This window comes from Micromonospora sp. WMMD1274, assembly GCF_049179035.1.
Classification (GTDB): Bacteria; Actinomycetota; Actinomycetes; order Mycobacteriales; family Micromonosporaceae; genus Micromonospora; species Micromonospora tulbaghiae.
The window spans coordinates 3,179,818-3,197,592 of record NZ_JBMHMG010000001.1 but is presented as its reverse complement, the minus strand read 5'-3'; the positions used below and the strand labels follow the sequence as shown (position 1 = coordinate 3,197,592).

17 protein-coding genes are annotated in these 17,775 nt (G+C 72.2%); 8 read left to right on the top strand and 9 right to left on the bottom strand.

The genetic code is table 11. From position 1 onward, the window contains the following. Positions 1 to 74 precede the first annotated feature (74 nt). A complete protein-coding gene (locus tag ACN27D_RS14905) occupies positions 75 to 2,345 on the top strand; it encodes a carboxypeptidase-like regulatory domain-containing protein (RefSeq protein ID WP_421499361.1) in 2,271 nt (756 codons plus the stop codon). Positions 2,346 to 2,436: 91 nt separating this feature from the next. On the opposite strand, the gene ACN27D_RS14900 is transcribed toward ACN27D_RS14905, so the two are convergent. The 4 genes from ACN27D_RS14900 to purS form a co-directional block, all read right to left on the bottom strand. Beyond that, complete coding sequence (locus tag ACN27D_RS14900; RefSeq protein ID WP_421499360.1) at positions 2,437 to 3,186, bottom strand: 2-phosphosulfolactate phosphatase; 750 nt, start codon at positions 3,184 to 3,186, stop codon at positions 2,437 to 2,439. Between the two features lie 10 nt (positions 3,187 to 3,196). Beyond that, on the bottom strand, positions 3,197 to 5,902 hold the full coding sequence (gene purL / locus ACN27D_RS14895) for a phosphoribosylformylglycinamidine synthase subunit PurL (protein ID WP_421499359.1): 2,706 nt from the start codon (positions 5,900 to 5,902) through the stop codon (positions 3,197 to 3,199). Between the two features lie 64 nt (positions 5,903 to 5,966). Beyond that, positions 5,967 to 6,650 (bottom strand): phosphoribosylformylglycinamidine synthase subunit PurQ, encoded by a 684-nt coding sequence (gene purQ, locus ACN27D_RS14890; RefSeq protein WP_120572282.1) that lies wholly within the window; start codon positions 6,648 to 6,650, stop codon positions 5,967 to 5,969. Then, positions 6,647 to 6,910 carry a phosphoribosylformylglycinamidine synthase subunit PurS gene (gene purS, locus ACN27D_RS14885; protein WP_013473439.1) on the bottom strand — a complete coding sequence of 88 codons (264 nt, stop codon included), beginning with the start codon at positions 6,908 to 6,910 and terminating at the stop codon, positions 6,647 to 6,649. The genes purQ and purS overlap by 4 nt, the downstream gene beginning before the upstream one ends. Positions 6,911 to 7,380: 470 nt before the next feature. Between purS and ACN27D_RS14880 the strand changes: the two genes are divergently transcribed. Together ACN27D_RS14880 and ACN27D_RS14875 are read left to right on the top strand one after the other, a co-directional pair. Beyond that, on the top strand, positions 7,381 to 8,064 hold the full coding sequence (locus ACN27D_RS14880) for a S1 family peptidase (RefSeq protein WP_120572283.1): 684 nt from the start codon (positions 7,381 to 7,383) through the stop codon (positions 8,062 to 8,064). 12 nt (positions 8,065 to 8,076) lie between these two features. After that, positions 8,077 to 8,652, top strand: coding sequence for a YbjQ family protein (locus ACN27D_RS14875; RefSeq protein ID WP_421499358.1), 576 nt, complete (start codon positions 8,077 to 8,079; stop codon positions 8,650 to 8,652). Between the two features lie 96 nt (positions 8,653 to 8,748). Here ACN27D_RS14875 and purB read toward each other — a convergent pair whose 3' ends face one another. The 3 genes from purB to ACN27D_RS14860 form a co-directional block, all read right to left on the bottom strand. Beyond that, a complete protein-coding gene (gene purB, locus ACN27D_RS14870) occupies positions 8,749 to 10,173 on the bottom strand; it encodes an adenylosuccinate lyase (RefSeq protein WP_421499357.1) in 1,425 nt (474 codons plus the stop codon). Between the two features lie 87 nt (positions 10,174 to 10,260). Continuing rightward, complete coding sequence (locus ACN27D_RS14865) at positions 10,261 to 11,013, bottom strand: hypothetical protein (RefSeq protein ID WP_421499356.1); 753 nt, start codon at positions 11,011 to 11,013, stop codon at positions 10,261 to 10,263. Continuing rightward, entirely contained in the window at positions 11,010 to 11,525 is a 516-nt protein-coding gene (locus tag ACN27D_RS14860) for a SigE family RNA polymerase sigma factor (protein WP_357796429.1), read from the bottom strand. The genes ACN27D_RS14865 and ACN27D_RS14860 overlap by 4 nt, the downstream gene beginning before the upstream one ends. Positions 11,526 to 11,728: 203 nt before the next feature. On the opposite strand from ACN27D_RS14860, the gene ACN27D_RS14855 reads away from it, so the two are divergent. Further along, positions 11,729 to 14,020: a PKD domain-containing protein gene (locus ACN27D_RS14855; protein WP_421499355.1), complete on the top strand. Its 2,292-nt coding sequence runs from the start codon at positions 11,729 to 11,731 to the stop codon at positions 14,018 to 14,020. A gap of 54 nt (positions 14,021 to 14,074) precedes the next feature. On the opposite strand, the gene ACN27D_RS14850 is transcribed toward ACN27D_RS14855, so the two are convergent. After that, entirely contained in the window at positions 14,075 to 15,367 is a 1,293-nt protein-coding gene (locus tag ACN27D_RS14850) for an acetyl-CoA C-acetyltransferase (RefSeq protein ID WP_121682931.1), read from the bottom strand. A gap of 195 nt (positions 15,368 to 15,562) precedes the next feature. Between ACN27D_RS14850 and ACN27D_RS14845 the strand changes: the two genes are divergently transcribed. From ACN27D_RS14845 to ACN27D_RS14830, 4 genes are all read left to right on the top strand, one after another. Then, entirely contained in the window at positions 15,563 to 15,778 is a 216-nt protein-coding gene (locus ACN27D_RS14845) for a hypothetical protein (RefSeq protein ID WP_421499354.1), read from the top strand. A 117-nt stretch (positions 15,779 to 15,895) separates the two neighbouring features. Next, the gene (locus tag ACN27D_RS14840) at positions 15,896 to 16,720 is read left to right on the top strand and encodes a tyrosine-type recombinase/integrase (RefSeq protein WP_421499353.1); all 825 of its coding nucleotides are present in this window, start codon (positions 15,896 to 15,898) and stop codon (positions 16,718 to 16,720) included. 265 nt (positions 16,721 to 16,985) lie between these two features. Next, positions 16,986 to 17,171 (top strand): hypothetical protein, encoded by a 186-nt coding sequence (locus ACN27D_RS14835; protein ID WP_421499352.1) that lies wholly within the window; start codon positions 16,986 to 16,988, stop codon positions 17,169 to 17,171. A 62-nt stretch (positions 17,172 to 17,233) separates the two neighbouring features. After that, complete coding sequence (locus tag ACN27D_RS14830; protein ID WP_421499351.1) at positions 17,234 to 17,410, top strand: hypothetical protein; 177 nt, start codon at positions 17,234 to 17,236, stop codon at positions 17,408 to 17,410. Positions 17,411 to 17,478: 68 nt separating this feature from the next. On the opposite strand, the gene ACN27D_RS14825 is transcribed toward ACN27D_RS14830, so the two are convergent. Further along, positions 17,479 to 17,715: a hypothetical protein gene (locus ACN27D_RS14825; protein WP_421499350.1), complete on the bottom strand. Its 237-nt coding sequence runs from the start codon at positions 17,713 to 17,715 to the stop codon at positions 17,479 to 17,481. Positions 17,716 to 17,775: the final 60 nt, after the last annotated feature.

Here is a 17,775-nt window from a genome sequence, read left to right as displayed (position 1 = left end):
GCGTTATTCGTACCGTGAGTGATCAACCTCGGCCAAGTGGCCGGCAGGGAGATCAGACCCGGAAGGCGGTGGACGTGTCAACACACCGACGTGCCTGGAAGCAGCGGGCCGGTGTGGTCGTAGCGCTGGTCTTCGGCGCCCTGCTCACCGTCCCCGCTCCCGCCTTCGCGGAGAACCCGGGCGTGCAGATCACCAGCCTGCCGACAGGCGCCTTGTCCAGCGGTCAATCGACGCCCATGAAGTTCACCGTCACGAACAACAACAACACGACGAGCGTCTTCAGCGTCAACGTGGATGTATTCGACGGGCTGAGGTGTCAGGGTCAGTGCCGGGTGCCAGCGCAGACCATTCCCGCACAGGAAAGCGCAGAGTTCAACGTCACGCTGATCGCCGACAACCTTGCACCGGGCGCCAACAAGTCCGGGCAGGTCCGGGTTTCCGCACGAGCCGGCGGAGACCAGGGTGGCGACTCGCGCAACATGACGGTGAACGGTCCAGAAGCGCCGCAGCAGCCGCAGACCGTCAAGACGGTGTCCGGCAAGGTGGTCAACGCCGACGGCGAGCCGATCTCCGGCGCCCTCGTCATGCTCCGCGACAGCGCGGGCAAGGAACGCCGCACCAACACCAGCGGCAACGGCAACTTCAGCTTCAGCGGCTCCGGGTCCAACCCGATCGCGCCCGGCCGGATCGACCTCGGCGCCTCCACCGGCGGCGCCTCGCCCGTCGCCCGGTCGATCAACGCGAACGCCGGCCAGTCGGTGACCGGCGTCCGGCTCAGCATCCAGTTGAGAGCCTCAGCCAGTCCGAGCGCCAGCCCGTCGGCGAGTGAGTCCGCCCCGCCGTCCGAAGAGCCGCTCGACGAGGAGGCGACCGACACCCCGTCGGCCGAGGCGCCCGCCGCGCAGCAGCCGGCCGCGAACGAGGACTCCGGCGGCTTCGGCTCCTGGCTGCTCATCCTGCTCGGCGGCCTGTTCGTCGCCGCCGGCGTGGGCACCATCGTGCTGCTCTACATGCGCCGCAAGAACGAGGGCGACGACGGTTACGGTGACGGCCCGGGTGGCCCGACCGGTCCGGGTGGCCCCGGCGCGGGCGGTGCGATCCCGGGCGCCCGGGGCGCCTACCACGGGACCGACGACCAGACCCGGGTCGTCAACGGCATGGGCGCCGGGCCGTCCCCGACGATGGTCGGCGGCCCCTCGATCAGCGACGCCCCCACCATGCTCCAGCGGCCGGTCGTGGACGACGTCCCGCCGGACCCGTACGGCGCACCTCCCGGCCCGGCGTACGGCGCCGGTGGCCAGGGCGGCTACGGCTACGGCGACGACGCACCGGGCCAGGGCGGTTACGGCGGCGCGGGCGGCTACGGCAACGCGCCCTCCTCGGGCGGCGGCTACGGCAACGGCCCCTCCTCCGGTGCCGGCTACGGCAGCCCGGACTACGCGGCAGGTGCCGCGGCCGGCGCGGCCGGTTACGCGGCCCAGGGCGCCGGCTACGGCAACGAGCGCTTCGACGAGCCCACCGGCCGCTACACCGGTGACAGCACGCAGTACGCGCCGGCCGCCGACCCGTACCCGACCAGCACCTACCAGCCGGAGCAGGACCGCGGCGGCTACGACCAGGCCGGCGCGGCCCCGTACGGCCGTGGCCCGGAGCAGGGCGACGGTTACGGCGCGGGCGGTGGCTACGGCGCCGCGTCGGGCGGCTACGACAGCGGCGCGACCGGCGGCTACGACAGCACCCGTCAGCAGGGCGGGTACGGCGAGCCCGCCGGCGCCTACGGCAACGCCGCGGGCGGTGGCTACGGCGACAACCCGACCGGCGGATACGGAGACGCCCCGGCCTACGGCGGCGGTCGCGCGGCGGGCGGCGGGTACGGCGACGGCGCGACCGGCGGCTACGACAGCGCCCCCACGGGTGGCTACGGCGACGCCCCGGCCGGCTACGACAGTGGCCGTCAGCAGGGTGGATACGGCGACGCCCCCGCGGGTGGCTACGACAAGGGCGCGGGTGGCTACGACAGCGGCGCGACCGGCGGGTACGACAGTGGCCGCCAGCCGGGCGGTTACGGCGACCCGGCCGGCGGCTACGGCAACGCCGGTGGCGGTTACGACGGCGGCCACCAGTCCGGTGGCTACGGTCAGCAGGGCGGCGGGTACGGCGACGGCTACGGCCAGGCCCCGCAGGGCGGTTACGGCCAGCAGGGCGGCTACGGCCAGGAGCCGCCGCAGCAGCGCGGGGGCGGCTACGACAACGCCTACCCGAACGACCCGGCGCAGGCGGGTCGCGCGCGCCCGGACGGGCAGGCGGACCGTGGCGGACGACGCCTCGACTGGCTGGACGACTGACAGCCACCAGATGTGAGAACTGTGGCCGCCCGCGAACAGCGGGCGGCCACAGTCGTCAGCGAACCCCGCAGGACGGGAGCGGAAGCGGCGCTCAGGCGGGGGCGAAGTAGCCCTGGCGGAGCACCGGCACCACGTCGGAGACACCGACCTCGGTCGCGACCGCGACGTCCTCGGCGAAGCCGCCCTCGGCGAGCTCCCGCCCGGAGACGCATCCCCGGACGGCCGCCGGCACGTCCGGCGTGCTCGCCAGCGCGGCGAGCGCCATCGCGGCCTCCACCGAGAGCCCGCCGGGCACCCCGGCGAGCGCGTCTAGCACGCACGCCGCACCGAGCTGGTCCTCCACGCACGGCCGGAGTGACCCGTCGGGCCAGCGCTCCCCGGCCGCCACCACGCCCACCGGCGCGTCCTTCGAGCCGTACCCCTCGGCGCGCAGCCAGCGCCCGACGGCGGGTGCGTTACGCAGGCACGCCGCGACCACCGGCAGTCCGGTGGCGCTCGCGGCGGCGCTGATCGCCGAACCGTTCGGTGACGGCAGCACCAGGTCGGCGACGACCGGCGCGGCCCGCAGCGCCGCCGGGGACAGCGACCACTGGTGCTCCGCCGTCGTCTTCCGGCGGCCCACAGCGGCCACGGCACCCACCCGGCGGGCGTAGTCGGCGGCCTGCTCGCCCCACGGGAACGGGTGCACCCGCATGCCACGGCTCACCGCCACCTCCACGGCGGTGGTGAACGACAGCACGTCCACCACCACCAGGGCGGCACAGACCCGGCCGAGTTCCGCCGCCCCGGTCAGTCCCCAGTCGAACCGGGCACCTGAGCCGGGTTGGGTGAAGACGGCCAAGGCCAGCGCCTCAGCGCTGACCCGGCGCCGGCTCACCGGAAGCCGGACCGTCGGACCCGTCGGCAGCCGCCGACTCGTCCTGGGCCGGGGTTCCGTCGACTGCCGCCGTACCGTCGGCCGGCGTCGCCTCGTCGGACGCCGCAGCGGGCGACTCGGACTCCGCCGCGGCGACGGGCGCGGACGACTCGGCGTCGGCCGGCGGGGTGTCCCGGCCGGCCTTGGCGATCGGCTCGGCGTCGACAGCGGCCGGGTCCACGCCGACCGGCTGCTCGGCCGTGGCCGGAAGCACAGTGGTCGTCCCGGTACGGGTCGCCTCGACCTCCACCCGGGCCGCCTCGGCCGCGCCGAACAGGCGCGGGAGCGTACCGGTGTGCGCCTCGCGCAGCTCGTCCAGGCCGATCCGGAACTGGCCGTGCACCTCCAGCGCGCCGGAGGCCGGGTCGGTGACGCCGATGAACTCCCACGGCACGCCGCGCTCGGCGCAGAGGGCGGTGAACGCCTTCTCGTGGCCGCGGGGCACCGACACCAGCACGCGGCCGGCGGACTCGCTGAACAGGAAGACGAACGGCATCGAGCCACCGGCGAAGTGCTCCGGCACCACGACCCGGGCGCCCACGCCGCGGCGCAGGGCCGACTCGACCAGGCTCTGCGCCAGGCCGCCGTCGGACAGGTCGTGCGCGGAGCTGAGGTGCCCGACCCGGGCCGCCTCGGCCAGCAGCTCGGCGAGCTGCCGCTCGCGGGCCAGGTCGACCTGCGGCGGGATGCCGCCCAGGTGCTCGTGGGTCACCCAGGCCCACTCCGAGCCGGACAGCTCGACGTGCGTCTCACCCAGCAGGAACAGCTGGTCGTGGTCGCCGGCCGGACGCGGCACGAAGCCCATCGGCACCCGGTCGGCGACGTCGTCCAGCACGCCCAGCACGCCGACCACCGGGGTGGGGTGGATGGCCGCGGCGCCGGTCTGGTTGTAGAAGCTGACGTTGCCGCCGGTCACCGGGATGCCCAGCTCCAGGCAGCCGTCCGCCAGGCCGCGCACGGCCTCGGCGAACTGCCACATGACGCCCGGGTCCTCCGGCGAGCCGAAGTTCAGGCAGTTGGTCACCGCGATCGGCTTCGCGCCGGTCACCGCCACGTTCCGGTACGCCTCGGCCAGCGCCAGCTTCGTCCCGTGGTACGGGTCGAGGCGGGCGTACCGGCCGTTGCCGTCGACGGAGAGCGCGACACCGAGGCCGCTGCGCTCGTCGATCCGGATCACGCCGGAGTCCTCCGGCTGGGCGAGCACGGTGTTGCCGAGCACGTACCTGTCGTACTGCTCGGTGACCCAGGTCTTGTCGGCCAGGTTCGGCGACGCGATCATGCGCAGCACGGTCTCCCGGAGCGCCTCCGGGGTGCTCGGCCGGGGCAGCGTCTCGGCGCGGTCGGCCTGGAGCAGGATCAGGTCGGCCGGCTCGCGCATCGGCCGGGCGTACACCGGGCCGTCGTCGACGAGCGAGCCCGGCGGCACGTCCACCACGAGCTGGTCGCGCCAGGTGATGATCAGCCGGCCCGGCTGGCCGTCCGCCGACGGCGCGGTGACCTCGCCGATGGCGGTGGCCCAGACGCCCCACTTCTCGGCGGTCTTGAGCACCGCGTCGAGCTTGTCCGGCGAGACGACCAGCAGCATCCGCTCCTGGGACTCGCTGGCCAGGATCTCGTGCGGCTCCATCGACGGCTCGCGCAGCGGCACCCGCTCCAGCCAGACCCGCATGCCGGTGCCGGCGGAGGCGGCGGTCTCGGTGAGCGCGCAGGTCAGGCCGGCGCCGCCGAGGTCCTGGATGCCGACGACCAGTTCGGCGTCGTACAGCTCCAGGCACGCCTCGATGAGCAGCTTCTCCATGAAGGGGTCGCCCACCTGCACGGACGGGCGGCGCTGCTCGCTGCCCTCGTCGAAGGTGGCGCTGGCGAGCACCGACACGCCGCCGATGCCGTCACGGCCGGTCTTGGCACCCATCAGCACCACGATGTTGCCAGGGCCGGTGGCGTCCTTCTTCTGGAGCCGGTCGACCGGCAGCACGCCCAGGCAGAGCGCGTTGACCAGAGGGTTGCCCTGGTAGCAGGGGTCGAAGACGACCTCGCCGCCGATGTTGGGCAGGCCCAGGCAGTTGCCGTAGCCGCCGACGCCGGCGACCACGCCGGGCAGCACCCGGGCGGTGTCCGGGTGGTCGGCCGCGCCGAAGCGCAGCGGGTCCATCACGGCGACCGGGCGGGCGCCCATGGCGAGGATGTCGCGGACGATGCCGCCGACGCCGGTCGCCGCGCCCTGGTACGGCTCGACGAAGCTCGGGTGGTTGTGCGACTCGACCTTGAAGGTCACCGCCAGCTCGTCGGAGACCCGGACCACGCCGGCGTTCTCGCCGATGCCGGCGAGCAGCCGGTCACTCGGGGGCGCCTTCTCGCCGAACTGGCGCAGGTGCACCTTGCTCGACTTGTAGGAGCAGTGCTCGCTCCACATGATCGAGTACATGGCCAGCTCGGCCTGGGTGGGCCGGCGGCCGAGGATGTGCCGGATCCGGTCGTACTCGTCGTCGCGGAGGCCCAGCTCGGCGTACGGCTGAAGCTCCTCCGGCGAGTCGGCGGCCCGGGGAACGGTGTCCACGCCCAGCGCCCAGTCGTCGGTCGGGCCGGCCTGCGGCACCACGCCCTGCGGCTCGCGCAGGGCCGGGTCCGGATGGGTGGTCATGACGTCTCCTTGCTGCGCTCGCCGCCGGTGCGGCGGATGGGCCGACCGATGTTCCCGGCCACCATCACGCCGGCGCTCCCACCAGATGCTTGAGCACCGAGGTGAAGAAGCCGAGGCCGTCCAGGGAGGGGCCGGTGAGCGCCTCCACCGCGTGCTCGGGGTGCGGCATGATGCCGACGACGTTGCCGGCCTCGTTGGTGATCGCGGCGATGTCGCGCTGCGATCCGTTGGGGTTGCCGCCGACGTAGCGGGCGACGACGCGGCCCTCGCCCTCCAGCCGATCGAGCGTCGCGGTGTCGGCGACGTAGCAGCCCTCGCCGTTCTTGACCGGGACGAGCACCTCCTGGCCCGGCTGGAACGCGTTCGTCCAGGCGGTGCCGGTGCTCTCGATCCGCAGGACCTGGTCCCGGTTGCGGAAGTGCAGGTGCTGGTTGCGGGTGAGCGCGCCGGGCAGCAGGTGCGCCTCGCAGAGGATCTGGAAGCCGTTGCAGATGCCGAGCACCGGCAGGCCACCACGCGCGGCCTGGACGATCGTCTCCATCACCGGGGCGAACCGGGCGATGGCGCCGCAGCGCAGGTAGTCGCCGTAGGAGAAGCCACCGGGCAGGACGACCGCGTCCACCCCGTGCAGGTCCGGGTCGCCGTGCCAGAGCCGGACCGCCTCGGCGCCGGCGATCCGTACGGCCCGGGCCGCGTCCCCGTCGTCGAGGGAGCCGGGGAAGGTGACCACACCGACCCGGGCGGTCACGACTGCGCGCCCGCGGTCTCGTCGGCGGTGACCACGCGGACGGTGAAGTCCTCGATGACCGGGTTGGCCAGCAGCTTGTCGGCGATCTCCCGGGCCCGGTCCAGGTCCGGTTCGCCGGTGAACTCGATCTCGATCCGCCTGCCGATCCGAACCGAGGCGACGTCACTGACGCCGAGGCGGGGCAGCGCGTTTGCGACGGCCTGGCCCTGCGGATCGAGGATCTCGGGCTTGAGCATGACGTCGACTACGACGCGAGGCACTGGGCACTCCTGACTGTGTACGCAGTTGGGTGCCGGCCCAACAATCGGGCGAGCGCAGCCAGCCTACCTGGCAGATACCGCCCGGCCCGCACCGGCCGGGGGCAGTTCCGGCACCGATCGGCCCCGCCGGCGGCGCCGGACGGACACCGTTGCCCGTTCGTTGCGGCGTCGATGCGAATTCGTTGCGCTCCGTGCTCGTGGGCACCCCTCAGCAACGCCTCCCAGCAGGCATTCTGCCGCGAAACACCCCACCTTGGACCGGTATCCGACAGCGGGCCCGCGGGGCACGCGGCGCGCGTCACGCCATCGGCCTGATTCGATCCGCATCTTGTGACAGAGGGCAGCGCGGCCGTAGCATGCATCGTCAGACGTCGATGAGTTAGATCGACGTCCCTCGCCGGCCCACCCCATCCGGCGGGTGTCACCCCCCGCCCGGCACCCCCGGGCGTCCGCGCAGAAGGAGCCCCGACATGCGCCTCCGTCCCCTGCTCGCCGTGCTGACCACCGCGCTGGCCGGCGTCCTGGCCACCGCCTCCGGCGCCACCGCCGCGCCGGCCGGCCCGCAGCCGATCATCGGTGGCGGCACCGTCTCGTCCGCCCCGTGGGCCGCCGCCGTGTTCAGCAACGGCTCGTTCACCTGCTCCGGCAGCGTGATCGCGCCCCAGTGGGTGCTCACCGCCCGGCACTGCGTCAGCGGCACCATGTCGGTCCGGGTCGGCAGCGTCTACCGCGCCTCCGGCGGCGTCACCCGCACCGTGAGCGCCTCCTACACCCGCTACGACCTGGCCCTGCTGCGCCTGTCCAGCACGGTCAGCACCTCCGCCGTGTCGCTGGCGAGCAGCAACCCGCCGGTCGGCTCGACGAACACCATCTACGGCTGGGGCATGACCTGCTACAGCGGCTGCAGCGCGTCGTCGCAGCTCAAGACCGCCAGCGTCCAGGTGACCAGCAACAGCGCCACCGACGCGTACGGCGGCCAGGCGATCCGGAGCACCCGGATCAACGGCAACGCGTGGCGGGGCGACTCGGGCGGCCCGCAGTTCTACAACGGCCGGCAGGTCGGCGTCGCCTCCACCGCCGACGGCCAGAGCATCCAGAACTACGGCAGTGTCGCGTACAACCGGTCCTGGATCACCTCGACGGCCGGTGTCTGACGGTTGATGCCGATGCGGCGCGGATCGGCCGGGTGCGACCCGACCGTCCGCGCCGCGCCGTTTTTCAGCATCCGGTCAGCTGAACACGGCTCGCGAACCACCCGGCCGGGGACTGACAGCATCGGAAGCGTGCTGGTCGTGACGACGGATCAACTGCCCGGCTACGAGATCCGCCAGATCCTCGGCGAAGTGGTCTCCTCGATGGCGAGGACCCGCAACCCGTACCGCGAGGGGGTCAAGAACCTGCGCGGTGGCGCCTACGACCCGTTGGCGCCGGACAACCTGACGCGGTGGCGTACCGACTCGGTGGCGCGCCTCGGCGAGGAGGCGCGCCGCCTGGGCGCGAACGCGGTGATCGGCATGCGCTTCGACAGCCGCGACTGCGGCGAGATGTGGATGGAGATCTGCGCGTACGGCACGGCGGTGATCGTCGCGCCGAAGATGCCGGACGTCATGCCGCCGGACCAGCCGGCGATCGCGGCCGAGACCGCCCACGACCCGGAGATCGCCTCCGCCCCGGGCGGCATCGCCGAACCGGCCAGCGCCCCCAACCTGAGCTCCGCAGCCGAGACCCCCACCGGCCCCTGACCAACGCTGCCTGCCGCCTTCACCGGGTCGATCATGAAGTTGACGGCAGGAACGATCTCCCTGAGTGCCGCCAACCTCATGATCGACCAGAACAGGTCAGAGGATGGGGGGTGGGGAGTAGGCGGCGGCCTGGGGGTGGGACTCGACGACCTTGGTGATTCTTGCGGTCACCCGGGCGACCTGGTCGGTGGCGGCGCCGGCGAAGGCGTTGCGGTCGGCCACCAGGGTGTCGATCTCGGCCCGGGTCAGGCCCAGCCGGCCGTCGGCGGCCAGCCGGTCGAACAGGTCGTTCTCGGGCGCGCCCTTCTCCCGCATGGCCAGCGCCACGGCGACCGCGTGCTCCTTGATCACCTCGTGCGCGACCTCCCGGCCCACACCCCGGCGTACGGCCGCCACCAGGATCTTCGTGGTGGCGAGGAACGGCAGGAAGCGCTCCAGCTCCCGGTTGATCACCGCCGGGTACGGGCCGAACTCGTCCAGCACGGTGAGGAACGTCTGGAACAGCCCGTCGGCGGCGAAGAACGCGTCGGGCAGCGCGACCCGGCGCACCACCGAGCAGGAGACGTCACCCTCGTTCCACTGGTCACCGGCCAGCTCGCCGACCATCGACAGGTAACCCCTGATGATCACCGCGAAGCCGTTCACCCGCTCCGACGAGCGCGTGTTCATCTTGTGCGGCATCGCGCTGGAACCGACCTGGCCCGGCTTGAAGCCCTCGGTGACCAGTTCCTGACCGACCATCAGCCGGATCGTGGTGGCCAGCGACGACGGCGCGGCGGCCACCTGGGCCAGCGCGGCGACGACAGCCATGTCGATCGAGCGCGGGTAGACCTGGCCGACGCTGTCCAGCACCCGGCTGAACCCCAGGTGCTCGGCCACCCGGCGCTCCAGCTCGGCCACCTTGCCGGCGTCGCCGTCGAACAGGTCGAGCTGGTCGGCGGCGGTGCCCACCGGCCCCTTGATCCCGCGCAGCGGGAACCAGCCGATCAGGTCCTCCAGCCGCTCGTACGCGATCAGCAGCTCCTCCGCCGCCGACGCGAAGCGCTTGCCCAGCGTGGTGGCCTGCGCGGCGACGTTGTGCGACCGGCCGGTCATCACCAGCGCCGAGTACTCGCCCGCGTGCCAGCCCAGCCGGGTCAGCGTGGCGACCACCCGGTCCCGGATCAGCTCCAGCGAGGCCCGGATCTGGAGCTGCTCGACGTTCTCGGTGAGGTCGCGGGAGGTCATCCCCTTGTGCACGTGCTCGTGCCCGGCGAGCGCGCTGAACTCCTCGATCCGGGCCTTCACGTCGTGCCGGGTGACCCGCTCCCGGGCCGCGATCGAGGCCAGGTCGACCTGGTCGACCACCCGCTCGTACGCCTCGACCACCCCGTCCGGCACCGGCACGCCGAGATCACGCTGGGCCTTGAGCACCGCCAGCCAGAGCCGGCGCTCCATCCGGACCTTCTCCTCCGGCGACCAGAGAGCGACCAGTTCGGGCGAGGCGTACCGGTTGGCGAGCACGTTCGGGATCGTCGTCACGTACCTCAGTCTTTCATGACGCCCGGGCCGGCTCCGGCGACGCCGGTACCCGGTCCGGCCTGTGGGCAGGCCGGACCGGGGGCGCCGTCAGCCCAGCCGGATCTCCGGGTCCAGCGCGACCGCGGCCATCTCCTCGGCCGTCAGCAGGTGCCGGTCGCTCGACGAGTGCGCCTGCACTGTCACCTGGGTGCCGTCGGTCCGTTCGACGTGCGCGTACCGGACGGCGACCCGCTGCCGTGGCGACGCGGGTGGCGCACGGTAGCCCTCCACGTCGTACGTCAGCACCCGCTCGCCGTTGGGCCCGGTGAAGGACCGGCAATCGATCATGCCCTCCCTGCACTCGTCCGGGCCGATCGCCCGACCCGGAAGCGGCCGCCCGACGTTGACCGCCAGGTAGGACCGAACGGTGCCCCGGGCAGCGACACCCACCCCGAACCAGCCGGTCATGGACTCCCACCGGAACGGTTTCACCGACCACTGAGGGTCGTCGGTGAGCGGGCCGTTCCAGGTCTTGTGGTCGGTGACCGGATCGGCGCCCCGTACCCACCGCAGGTCCGCGGCCTCCCGGTCGAGCGCGGCCAGCATCGCCGACCGCAGGCGCTCCGGCTGGGTCCGGGCGGTGGCGGACGCGGCCGAGTAGGCGGGCGCCGGACCACCTGAAGCACCCGGCTGCACGACCACGCCGGCGCCGAGTGCCAGTGCCAGCACCGCCGTCGCCGAGGCGTACGTCCCCACCCGCAGCCGCCGACGCCGGCCCTCCCGCGCCACCAGGGCGTCCACGTCCACCGCCGTCGGCGGCGCGTCACCGATCGCCTCGTCGAAGATCTGCCGGTACGTCATCTCTGCCTCCCGCTCTCCACTGCCGAATGGTGCGAGGCGAGCAGCCGCAGCGTCTCCAGCGCACGGGCGGCCTGACTCTTCACGGTGCCGGTGCTGACGCCGAGAATTCGCGCGGTCTCCTCGACTGACAGGTCGCAGTAGAAGCGGAGCACCACGACCGCCCGTCGCCGCGGCGCGAGCCGGCCCAGCATCTCCAGCAGCATCTCCCGCTCACCGACCGCCGGCTCCCCGGCTGCCAGGTCCACCCGGTCCGGCACATCGTCGGTGCTGCGCTCCCGCCGCCACGGCCGGCGCCGCTCGTCCAGCCACGCGTTGGTGAGCATCCCCCGGACGTACGCGTCGAGGTTGTCCGCGCCGAGCGCTCGCCGCCAGTTGCGGTAGAGCTTGCTCAACGTGATCGACACCAGGTCGTCCGCCGTGTGCCAGTCCCGGCAGAGCAGGTACGCCGTCCGGCGCAGCGGCTCCAGCCGGGCGGTCACGTAGTCGCGGAACTCCTCGTCACGCCCGGTCACGGAGTGCCGCCCCTCGTTCGCCTCATACCCAGGGGACGGAACGGAGCACCGGACGGGTTGCCGGCGACCGTCACCGATCCCCGCCGCTGATCGTGATCCGGCCGTTCCGACATGTCGGGCGGGACAGCCGCGCCGGGCGGCTCACGCGACGATCGTCCGGTCCGGATCGATCCGGACCGTTCTCTTCTTCATGGGGGATCCAGATGCGCAGACCGTCCCTGGCCGGGCTGACCGTAGCCGCACTGGCCGGCGGCTCCCTGCTGCCCCTGGCCACACCGGCCCAGGCAGCCGACGCGACGACGCTCTACGTCCGGCAGAACTCGGCCGCGTGCTCCGACACCGGGCCCGGCACCCAGGCCGCTCCGTTCTGCTCGATCGGTCCGGCGGTGGCCCGGGTCGACGCCGGGCAGACAGTCGACATCGGCGCGGGCACGTACGCCGAGCGCGTGACGCTCGCCCGCTCCGGCACGCCCGACCAGCCGATCACCATCCGGAACACCGCCGGCAGCAACGGCCGCATCAGCGGGCCGGAGGCCGGGGTGCTGGTCGACGGGCAGCACGACGTCGTGCTCCGCGACCTGTGGATGACCGCACTCGCCGACGTGCCCGGCCTCGATCTGCGGGACTCCAGCGGAATCACTGTGCAGGGCGGGTGGTACGCCATGTCGGGCAGGTCCGCCACGCCCGTCGTCCGGTTCGCCGGGGTCACCCGGTCGACCCTGTCGCAGACGACGATCACCACACCGGGCAACGGCATCGTCCTCGACGCCGCGACGACCGGCGTCGCCCTCCGGTCCCTGGTGCTGTCCGGGGGCAGGCTCGGCGCCGACGTCGGGCCCGGCACGGGTGCCCGGGTCGACGGGCCGGGAAACCAGGTGTCGAGCAGCACCATCTCGGGCTTCGACGGCGCGGCCGTCCTGGTCGGCCCCGACGCCGCCGACACCGAGGTCGTCAACAACCAGGTGTCCGAAGGTGACGGCATCGGGATCCACAACAACGGGGCCGCCCGGACGGCGATCAGCAACAACGAGGTCCAGGGCCGCTGTTCGGGGGCCGTCCGCGTCGACGGCTCGTCGGCGGGCGCGTCGGTGCAGAACAACGTCCTGGTCAGCAACGTCGCTACGACCTGCTCCGACAAGCCGGTGCTGGAGCTGTACGACGATTCCGGCAAGCGGGTGACCGTGGACTACAACAACACCGCTCAGACATTCGTCCCGAGCGCGTCGAGCTACTCCTGGAACGGCACCACGATGGATCTGGCCCGCTTCCGGACGGTGTCCGGGCAGGCCGCTCACGACAGGGAGGGCAGCGGGGCCGCTGTCCGGGAGGACTCAGCGAACTCGGCCGCGCCCGGCTACCCGGCCACGGACCGCACCGGAGCGGGCCGGGCGGACAACCCGGCGGTGCCGAACACCGGCGCGGGCCCGGTCCCGTGGGCCGACCGGGGACCGACCGAACTCCTCGGCACTCCGCAGGCCGTCCTCGACATCAGGTACGACCCGGACACCTCCTCGGTCACGCTCGACGCGTCCGCGTCGACTCCCGGTTACGTCCCCCTGACCACGTACGTGTTCGACTTCGGTGACGGCACCGTGGTGACCCAGGACAAGCCGGTCGCCTCCCGCACCTACACGCGGACCGGCACGTTCACCGTCTCGGTGAAGGTCTCCGGCAGCGACGGCCGCGTCGGCGGCTCGCTCGGCCTGCTGGTCAGCGTGCTGCCGCGTACCGGGTCGATCGGTCTGCTGTCGCTGCACAACCTGCGCTTCGCGAACGCGCCCACCGCCGGATCCGACGTGCAGGCCGACCAGGCCACGATGGGTGCGGGCGGCCAGTTCGACCTGATGGACGCGGGCAACGGGCGGATCGCCCTCTTCTCCCGTGCCACCGGTAAATATCTGAGCAACAACGGCGACGCGATCAAGCCGCTCTTCCCCACGGTGGCCTCGAACTCGACGTTCGAGCTGCTCCGCAACGCCGACGGCACGGTCAGTCTGCGAGGGGAGAACGGCGGCTACGTCGGTGTCTCGTCGAGCACCGCACTCACCGCTGTCGCCTCCACCATCAACACCCGGGAGAAGTTCTACCGGGTGAACGTCGCCGACTCGAACCGCACGCTCAAGGCCGCCGTCAACGGCAAGTACGTCAGCGCGGAGAGCGCCGGCGCGAAGCCGCTGATCGCCAACCGCGACACCGCCGGCCCCTGGGAGACGTTCGACCTCGCGGATCTCGGTTCCGGGCAGGTGGGTGTCTTCTCGCACGCCAACAGCCGCTTCGTCTGCGCGGACAACGTCGGCCTCAACCCGCTCATCGCCAACCGCACGAGCGCCGGCGCGTGGGAGAAGTTCACCGTGACCCGCAACGCGGACGGCACCACCAGCCTCAAGGCGACGATCAACAGCAGGTACGTCAGCGCCGACAACGTCGGCACCAACCCGCTCATCGCCAACCGGACCACCATCGGTCTCTGGGAGAAGTTCACGGTCGGCGGCTGAGCCGTCCTCGACACCCGACGCCCGCCCGGCTGCTCGCCGGGCGGGCGTCGCCCGTCAGCGCTCCAGGATCGCGGTCACGCCCTGCCCGCCGGCCGCGCAGATGGAGATCAGGCCGCGCCCGCTCCCCTTCTGATCCAGCAGCTTGGCCAGCGTGGCGACGATCCGGCCGCCGGTGGCGGCGAACGGGTGCCCGGCCGCCAGCGACGAGCCGTTGACGTTGAGCTTGTCCCGGTCGATCGAGCCGAGCGGGGCGTCCAGGCCGAGGCGCTCCTTGCAGAACTCCGGCGACTCCCAGGCGGCCAGCGTGGCCAGCACCTGCGAGGCGAACGCCTCGTGGATCTCGTAGAAGTCGAAGTCCTGGAGGCTCAGCCCGGCCCGGGCCAGCATCCGGGGCACGGCGTACGCGGGGGCCATCAGCAGGCCCTCGTCGCCGTGCACGAAGTCGACGGCGGCGGCCTCGGACCAGGAGAACCAGGCCAGCACCGGCAGGTTGTGCGCCTTGGCCCACTCCTCGGAGGCGAGCAGCACGGTGGACGCCCCGTCGGTGAGCGGCGAGGAGTTGCCGGCGGTCATGGTGGCCCGCTCGGCGTCCGCGCCGGAGGCGCCGAAGACCGGCTTGAGCGAGCCGAGCTTCTCCAGGCTGGTGTCCGGCCGCAGGTTCTGGTCGCGGGTGAGCCCCAGGTACGGGGTCATCAGGTCGTCGAAGAACCCCTTGTCGTACGCGGCGGCGAGCCGCTGGTGCGAGCGCAGCGCAAGTTCGTCCTGCGCGGTGCGGTCGACGTTCCAGCGCAGCGCGGTCCGGGCCGCGTGCTCACCCATCGACAGCCCGGTACGGGGTTCGGCGTTGCGCGGGATGTCCGGCTTGAACGGCTGGTGCGGGCGCAGCTTCGCGGCGATCTTGAGCCGTTCGCCGAGCGTGCGGGCCGAGTTGAGCTGGATCAGGGTGCGCCGCATGTCCTCGTTGACGGCGAGCGGCGCGTCCGAGGTGGTGTCGACGCCACCGGCGATGCCGACCTCGATCTGCCCGAGGGCGATCTTGTTGGCGACCAGGATGGCGGCCTCCAGCCCGGTGCCGCAGGCCTGCTGGATGTCGTACGCGGGGGTGTGCGGGTCGAGCCGGGAGCCGAGCACCACCTCGCGGGTGAGGTTGAAGTCGCGGGAGTGCTTGAGCACCGCGCCGGCCACGACCTCGCCGACCCGCTCGCCGGCCAGCCCGAACCGGGCGACCAGCCCGTCGAGCGCGGCGCCGAGCATGTCGGCGTTCGACGCGTGCGCGTAGCGCGAGTTGGACCGGGCGAAGGGGATGCGGTTGCCCCCGATGACCGCGACCCGCCGGACACTCTGCACGATCGGCCTCCCTCGAAACTGTTGCCCGAACCCTACTCGCCAGTATTTCGGACGGGCCCGGTTGGTCGCCACCATGGGCGCAGACGAGCAGCGGTCATCTCGCCGCCCGGTGCGCCGTACGCAGCCCATCACGTCGGCTCGCCGCGGTCAGGCGTGCGCGGCGTGAGGCGCCGCCGGCCCGGGACGGTCAGCGCCGTGGTCTACCTGGTCGCGCTGACGCTCACAGGGGGATGGTTCGTCGCTCAGGGTGTTGCCGAGCTGGTCGCGCCGGCACCGCGGCACAACGTGCAGCAGGTGAGGCTGTCGACGCCGGATGAGGAGCGGCAGTGGCGGGAGCAACAGTTGCGTGACCTGCTGAAAGCGTGTGCTCAGGCCGCCCACGATGCGGGAGAGTCTGTCTCAGATTGCTGATCGGCGTTAACAGGCTGTGCACGGCGAACTGATTGTTACGCAGCAAGTCAGCTACAGAGAGTCACTAATATGTTACGCGTATTGCATCCTGCAAGTTGCAGCCCCGACGATCGAGCCATGAGCGAACTCATCGCCGAGCACATCGCCCACCTACGAGCCAAAGGCCACAGCGACCGCACCATTGAAGCCCGCGACCAGATCATCCGCCGCCTCCACGACCACCTCCCCTACGGCCTCGCCTGGGCCAGCGTAAACGAACTCGACCACTTCCTAGCCCACCCCCGCTGGTCCCGCTGGACCCGAGCCACCTACGCCATGCACATCCGCGGCTTCTACCGCTGGGCCACCGCCGGCGGCCACCTCGACGGCGACCCCAGCATCGACATGGCCAAACCCCGCAACCCCAAATGCCTGCCCCACCCCGTCACCGACGACGAACTCATCCAGGCCCTCAACCGCTCCACCGACCCCTGGTACACCGCCATCCTCCTCGCCTCCCACGAAGGCCTGCGGGCCAGCGAGATCTGCCGACTCACCCGCGCCGACGTCAGCGAGGACCACATCCGGCTCATCGGCAAAGGCGGCGACCCCGAGATCGTCTACACCCACCCGGTGGTCTGGAAGCACGTCAAGGACCGGCCACCAGGCCGGCTCGTTCGCGGACCCTCCGGACAAGACATCACCGGCCGGTGGCTATCCCAGCACCAGGCCGCGCACTTCCGCCGCATCGGCCTGCCCGGACTGCACATGCACCGCTTCCGGCACTGGTTCGCCACCACGCTGATGGACTCCGGGGCGTCGCTGCGGACCGTCCAAGAGGCGCTACGGCACTCGTCGGTCACGTCGACGCAGATCTACACGAAGGTGCGGAGTGGACAGCGCAGACTCGCCATCCGGTCGCTGCCCACTCCGCTCACCCAGCACCCTGCTACGAGCAACTAGGCGCCACCAGTACAGCATCCCCGCCCCCAATTCCCCAGGGGGCGGGGATGCGTTTTCGTCGTTTTCGGGAGGAGTTCAACACGTAGGCCGAGAGACCTCACGCACTGTTTGACTAATGGCCACAGAGTGACCTAGCTTGGACAGCGGGTTACCTTCCGGCTGGCCCGGGCGTCACGCGGAAGGCAACCCGGCCGGGCGGGGGGCCGGCCCACCAGCGCACCCGCACCGGCATCAGCTCACCCATGCCGACGTCAGGAGCCCGCCGGTGACCTCCATGTACGAACCCGGCGGGGATCCGGCGGTCGCAGCGTTCCTCGTAGCCACCCACCAGGGCTGCGAGGCCTGCGCCGCGGGGCAGTGCGAAACCGGCGCCTACGCCGCCCGAACTCTCGCCGCTTACCGCGAGCAGTCCCGTGCCCGCATCCCCCACCAGCGGACAGGCGACCAGTGACCCGCCGCGCCCGGCGCGCTACAGCCGTGCAAGCCGCCCTCGTCGCCGTGATCATCGGCGTCATGCTGATGCTTCTCGGCGGTGGAGGCGCGGACCGCCGGCCCGAGCAGACCCCGGCCCGCACCGTGCGGCCGGCCACCGAGGAGGAACGCCGCCAGCGCCAGATCGACGAACTCAGGGAGTGCCTGCGGGACGTCGAGCGGTGCCAACAGGCCGGCCAGGGTATCGAGACCCGATAGACGCCCTGGCCGATAAATAGGAGCGCCCCTACCCGCGCACGGGTGGGGGCGCTCCGCCGTCAGCGGGGCTACTCGCCGTGTACCTGGCGGCGGGCGTTCAGCTCTCGGCGAACATCGTCGGGGTGACACTCCCGGTATCCGCCGGCGCCGGCCCGCCGCCGGTAGCGGATCCTCGGCGGGTCCGGGTTGAGGTAGGCGCGGATGACCGTGGTCCGGTCGATGCCGAGCAGTTTCGCCACCTCGCCGGGGAGCAACCAGTCGCCGCGGTCGAGGCGGGCTTCGAGCTCTTCAGCTGTGCCGGCCATCGTGGTGATCGTAGCGGCTGTGGCCTGCGTGGCGAGTACCGGCACGATCATCCTCCGTAG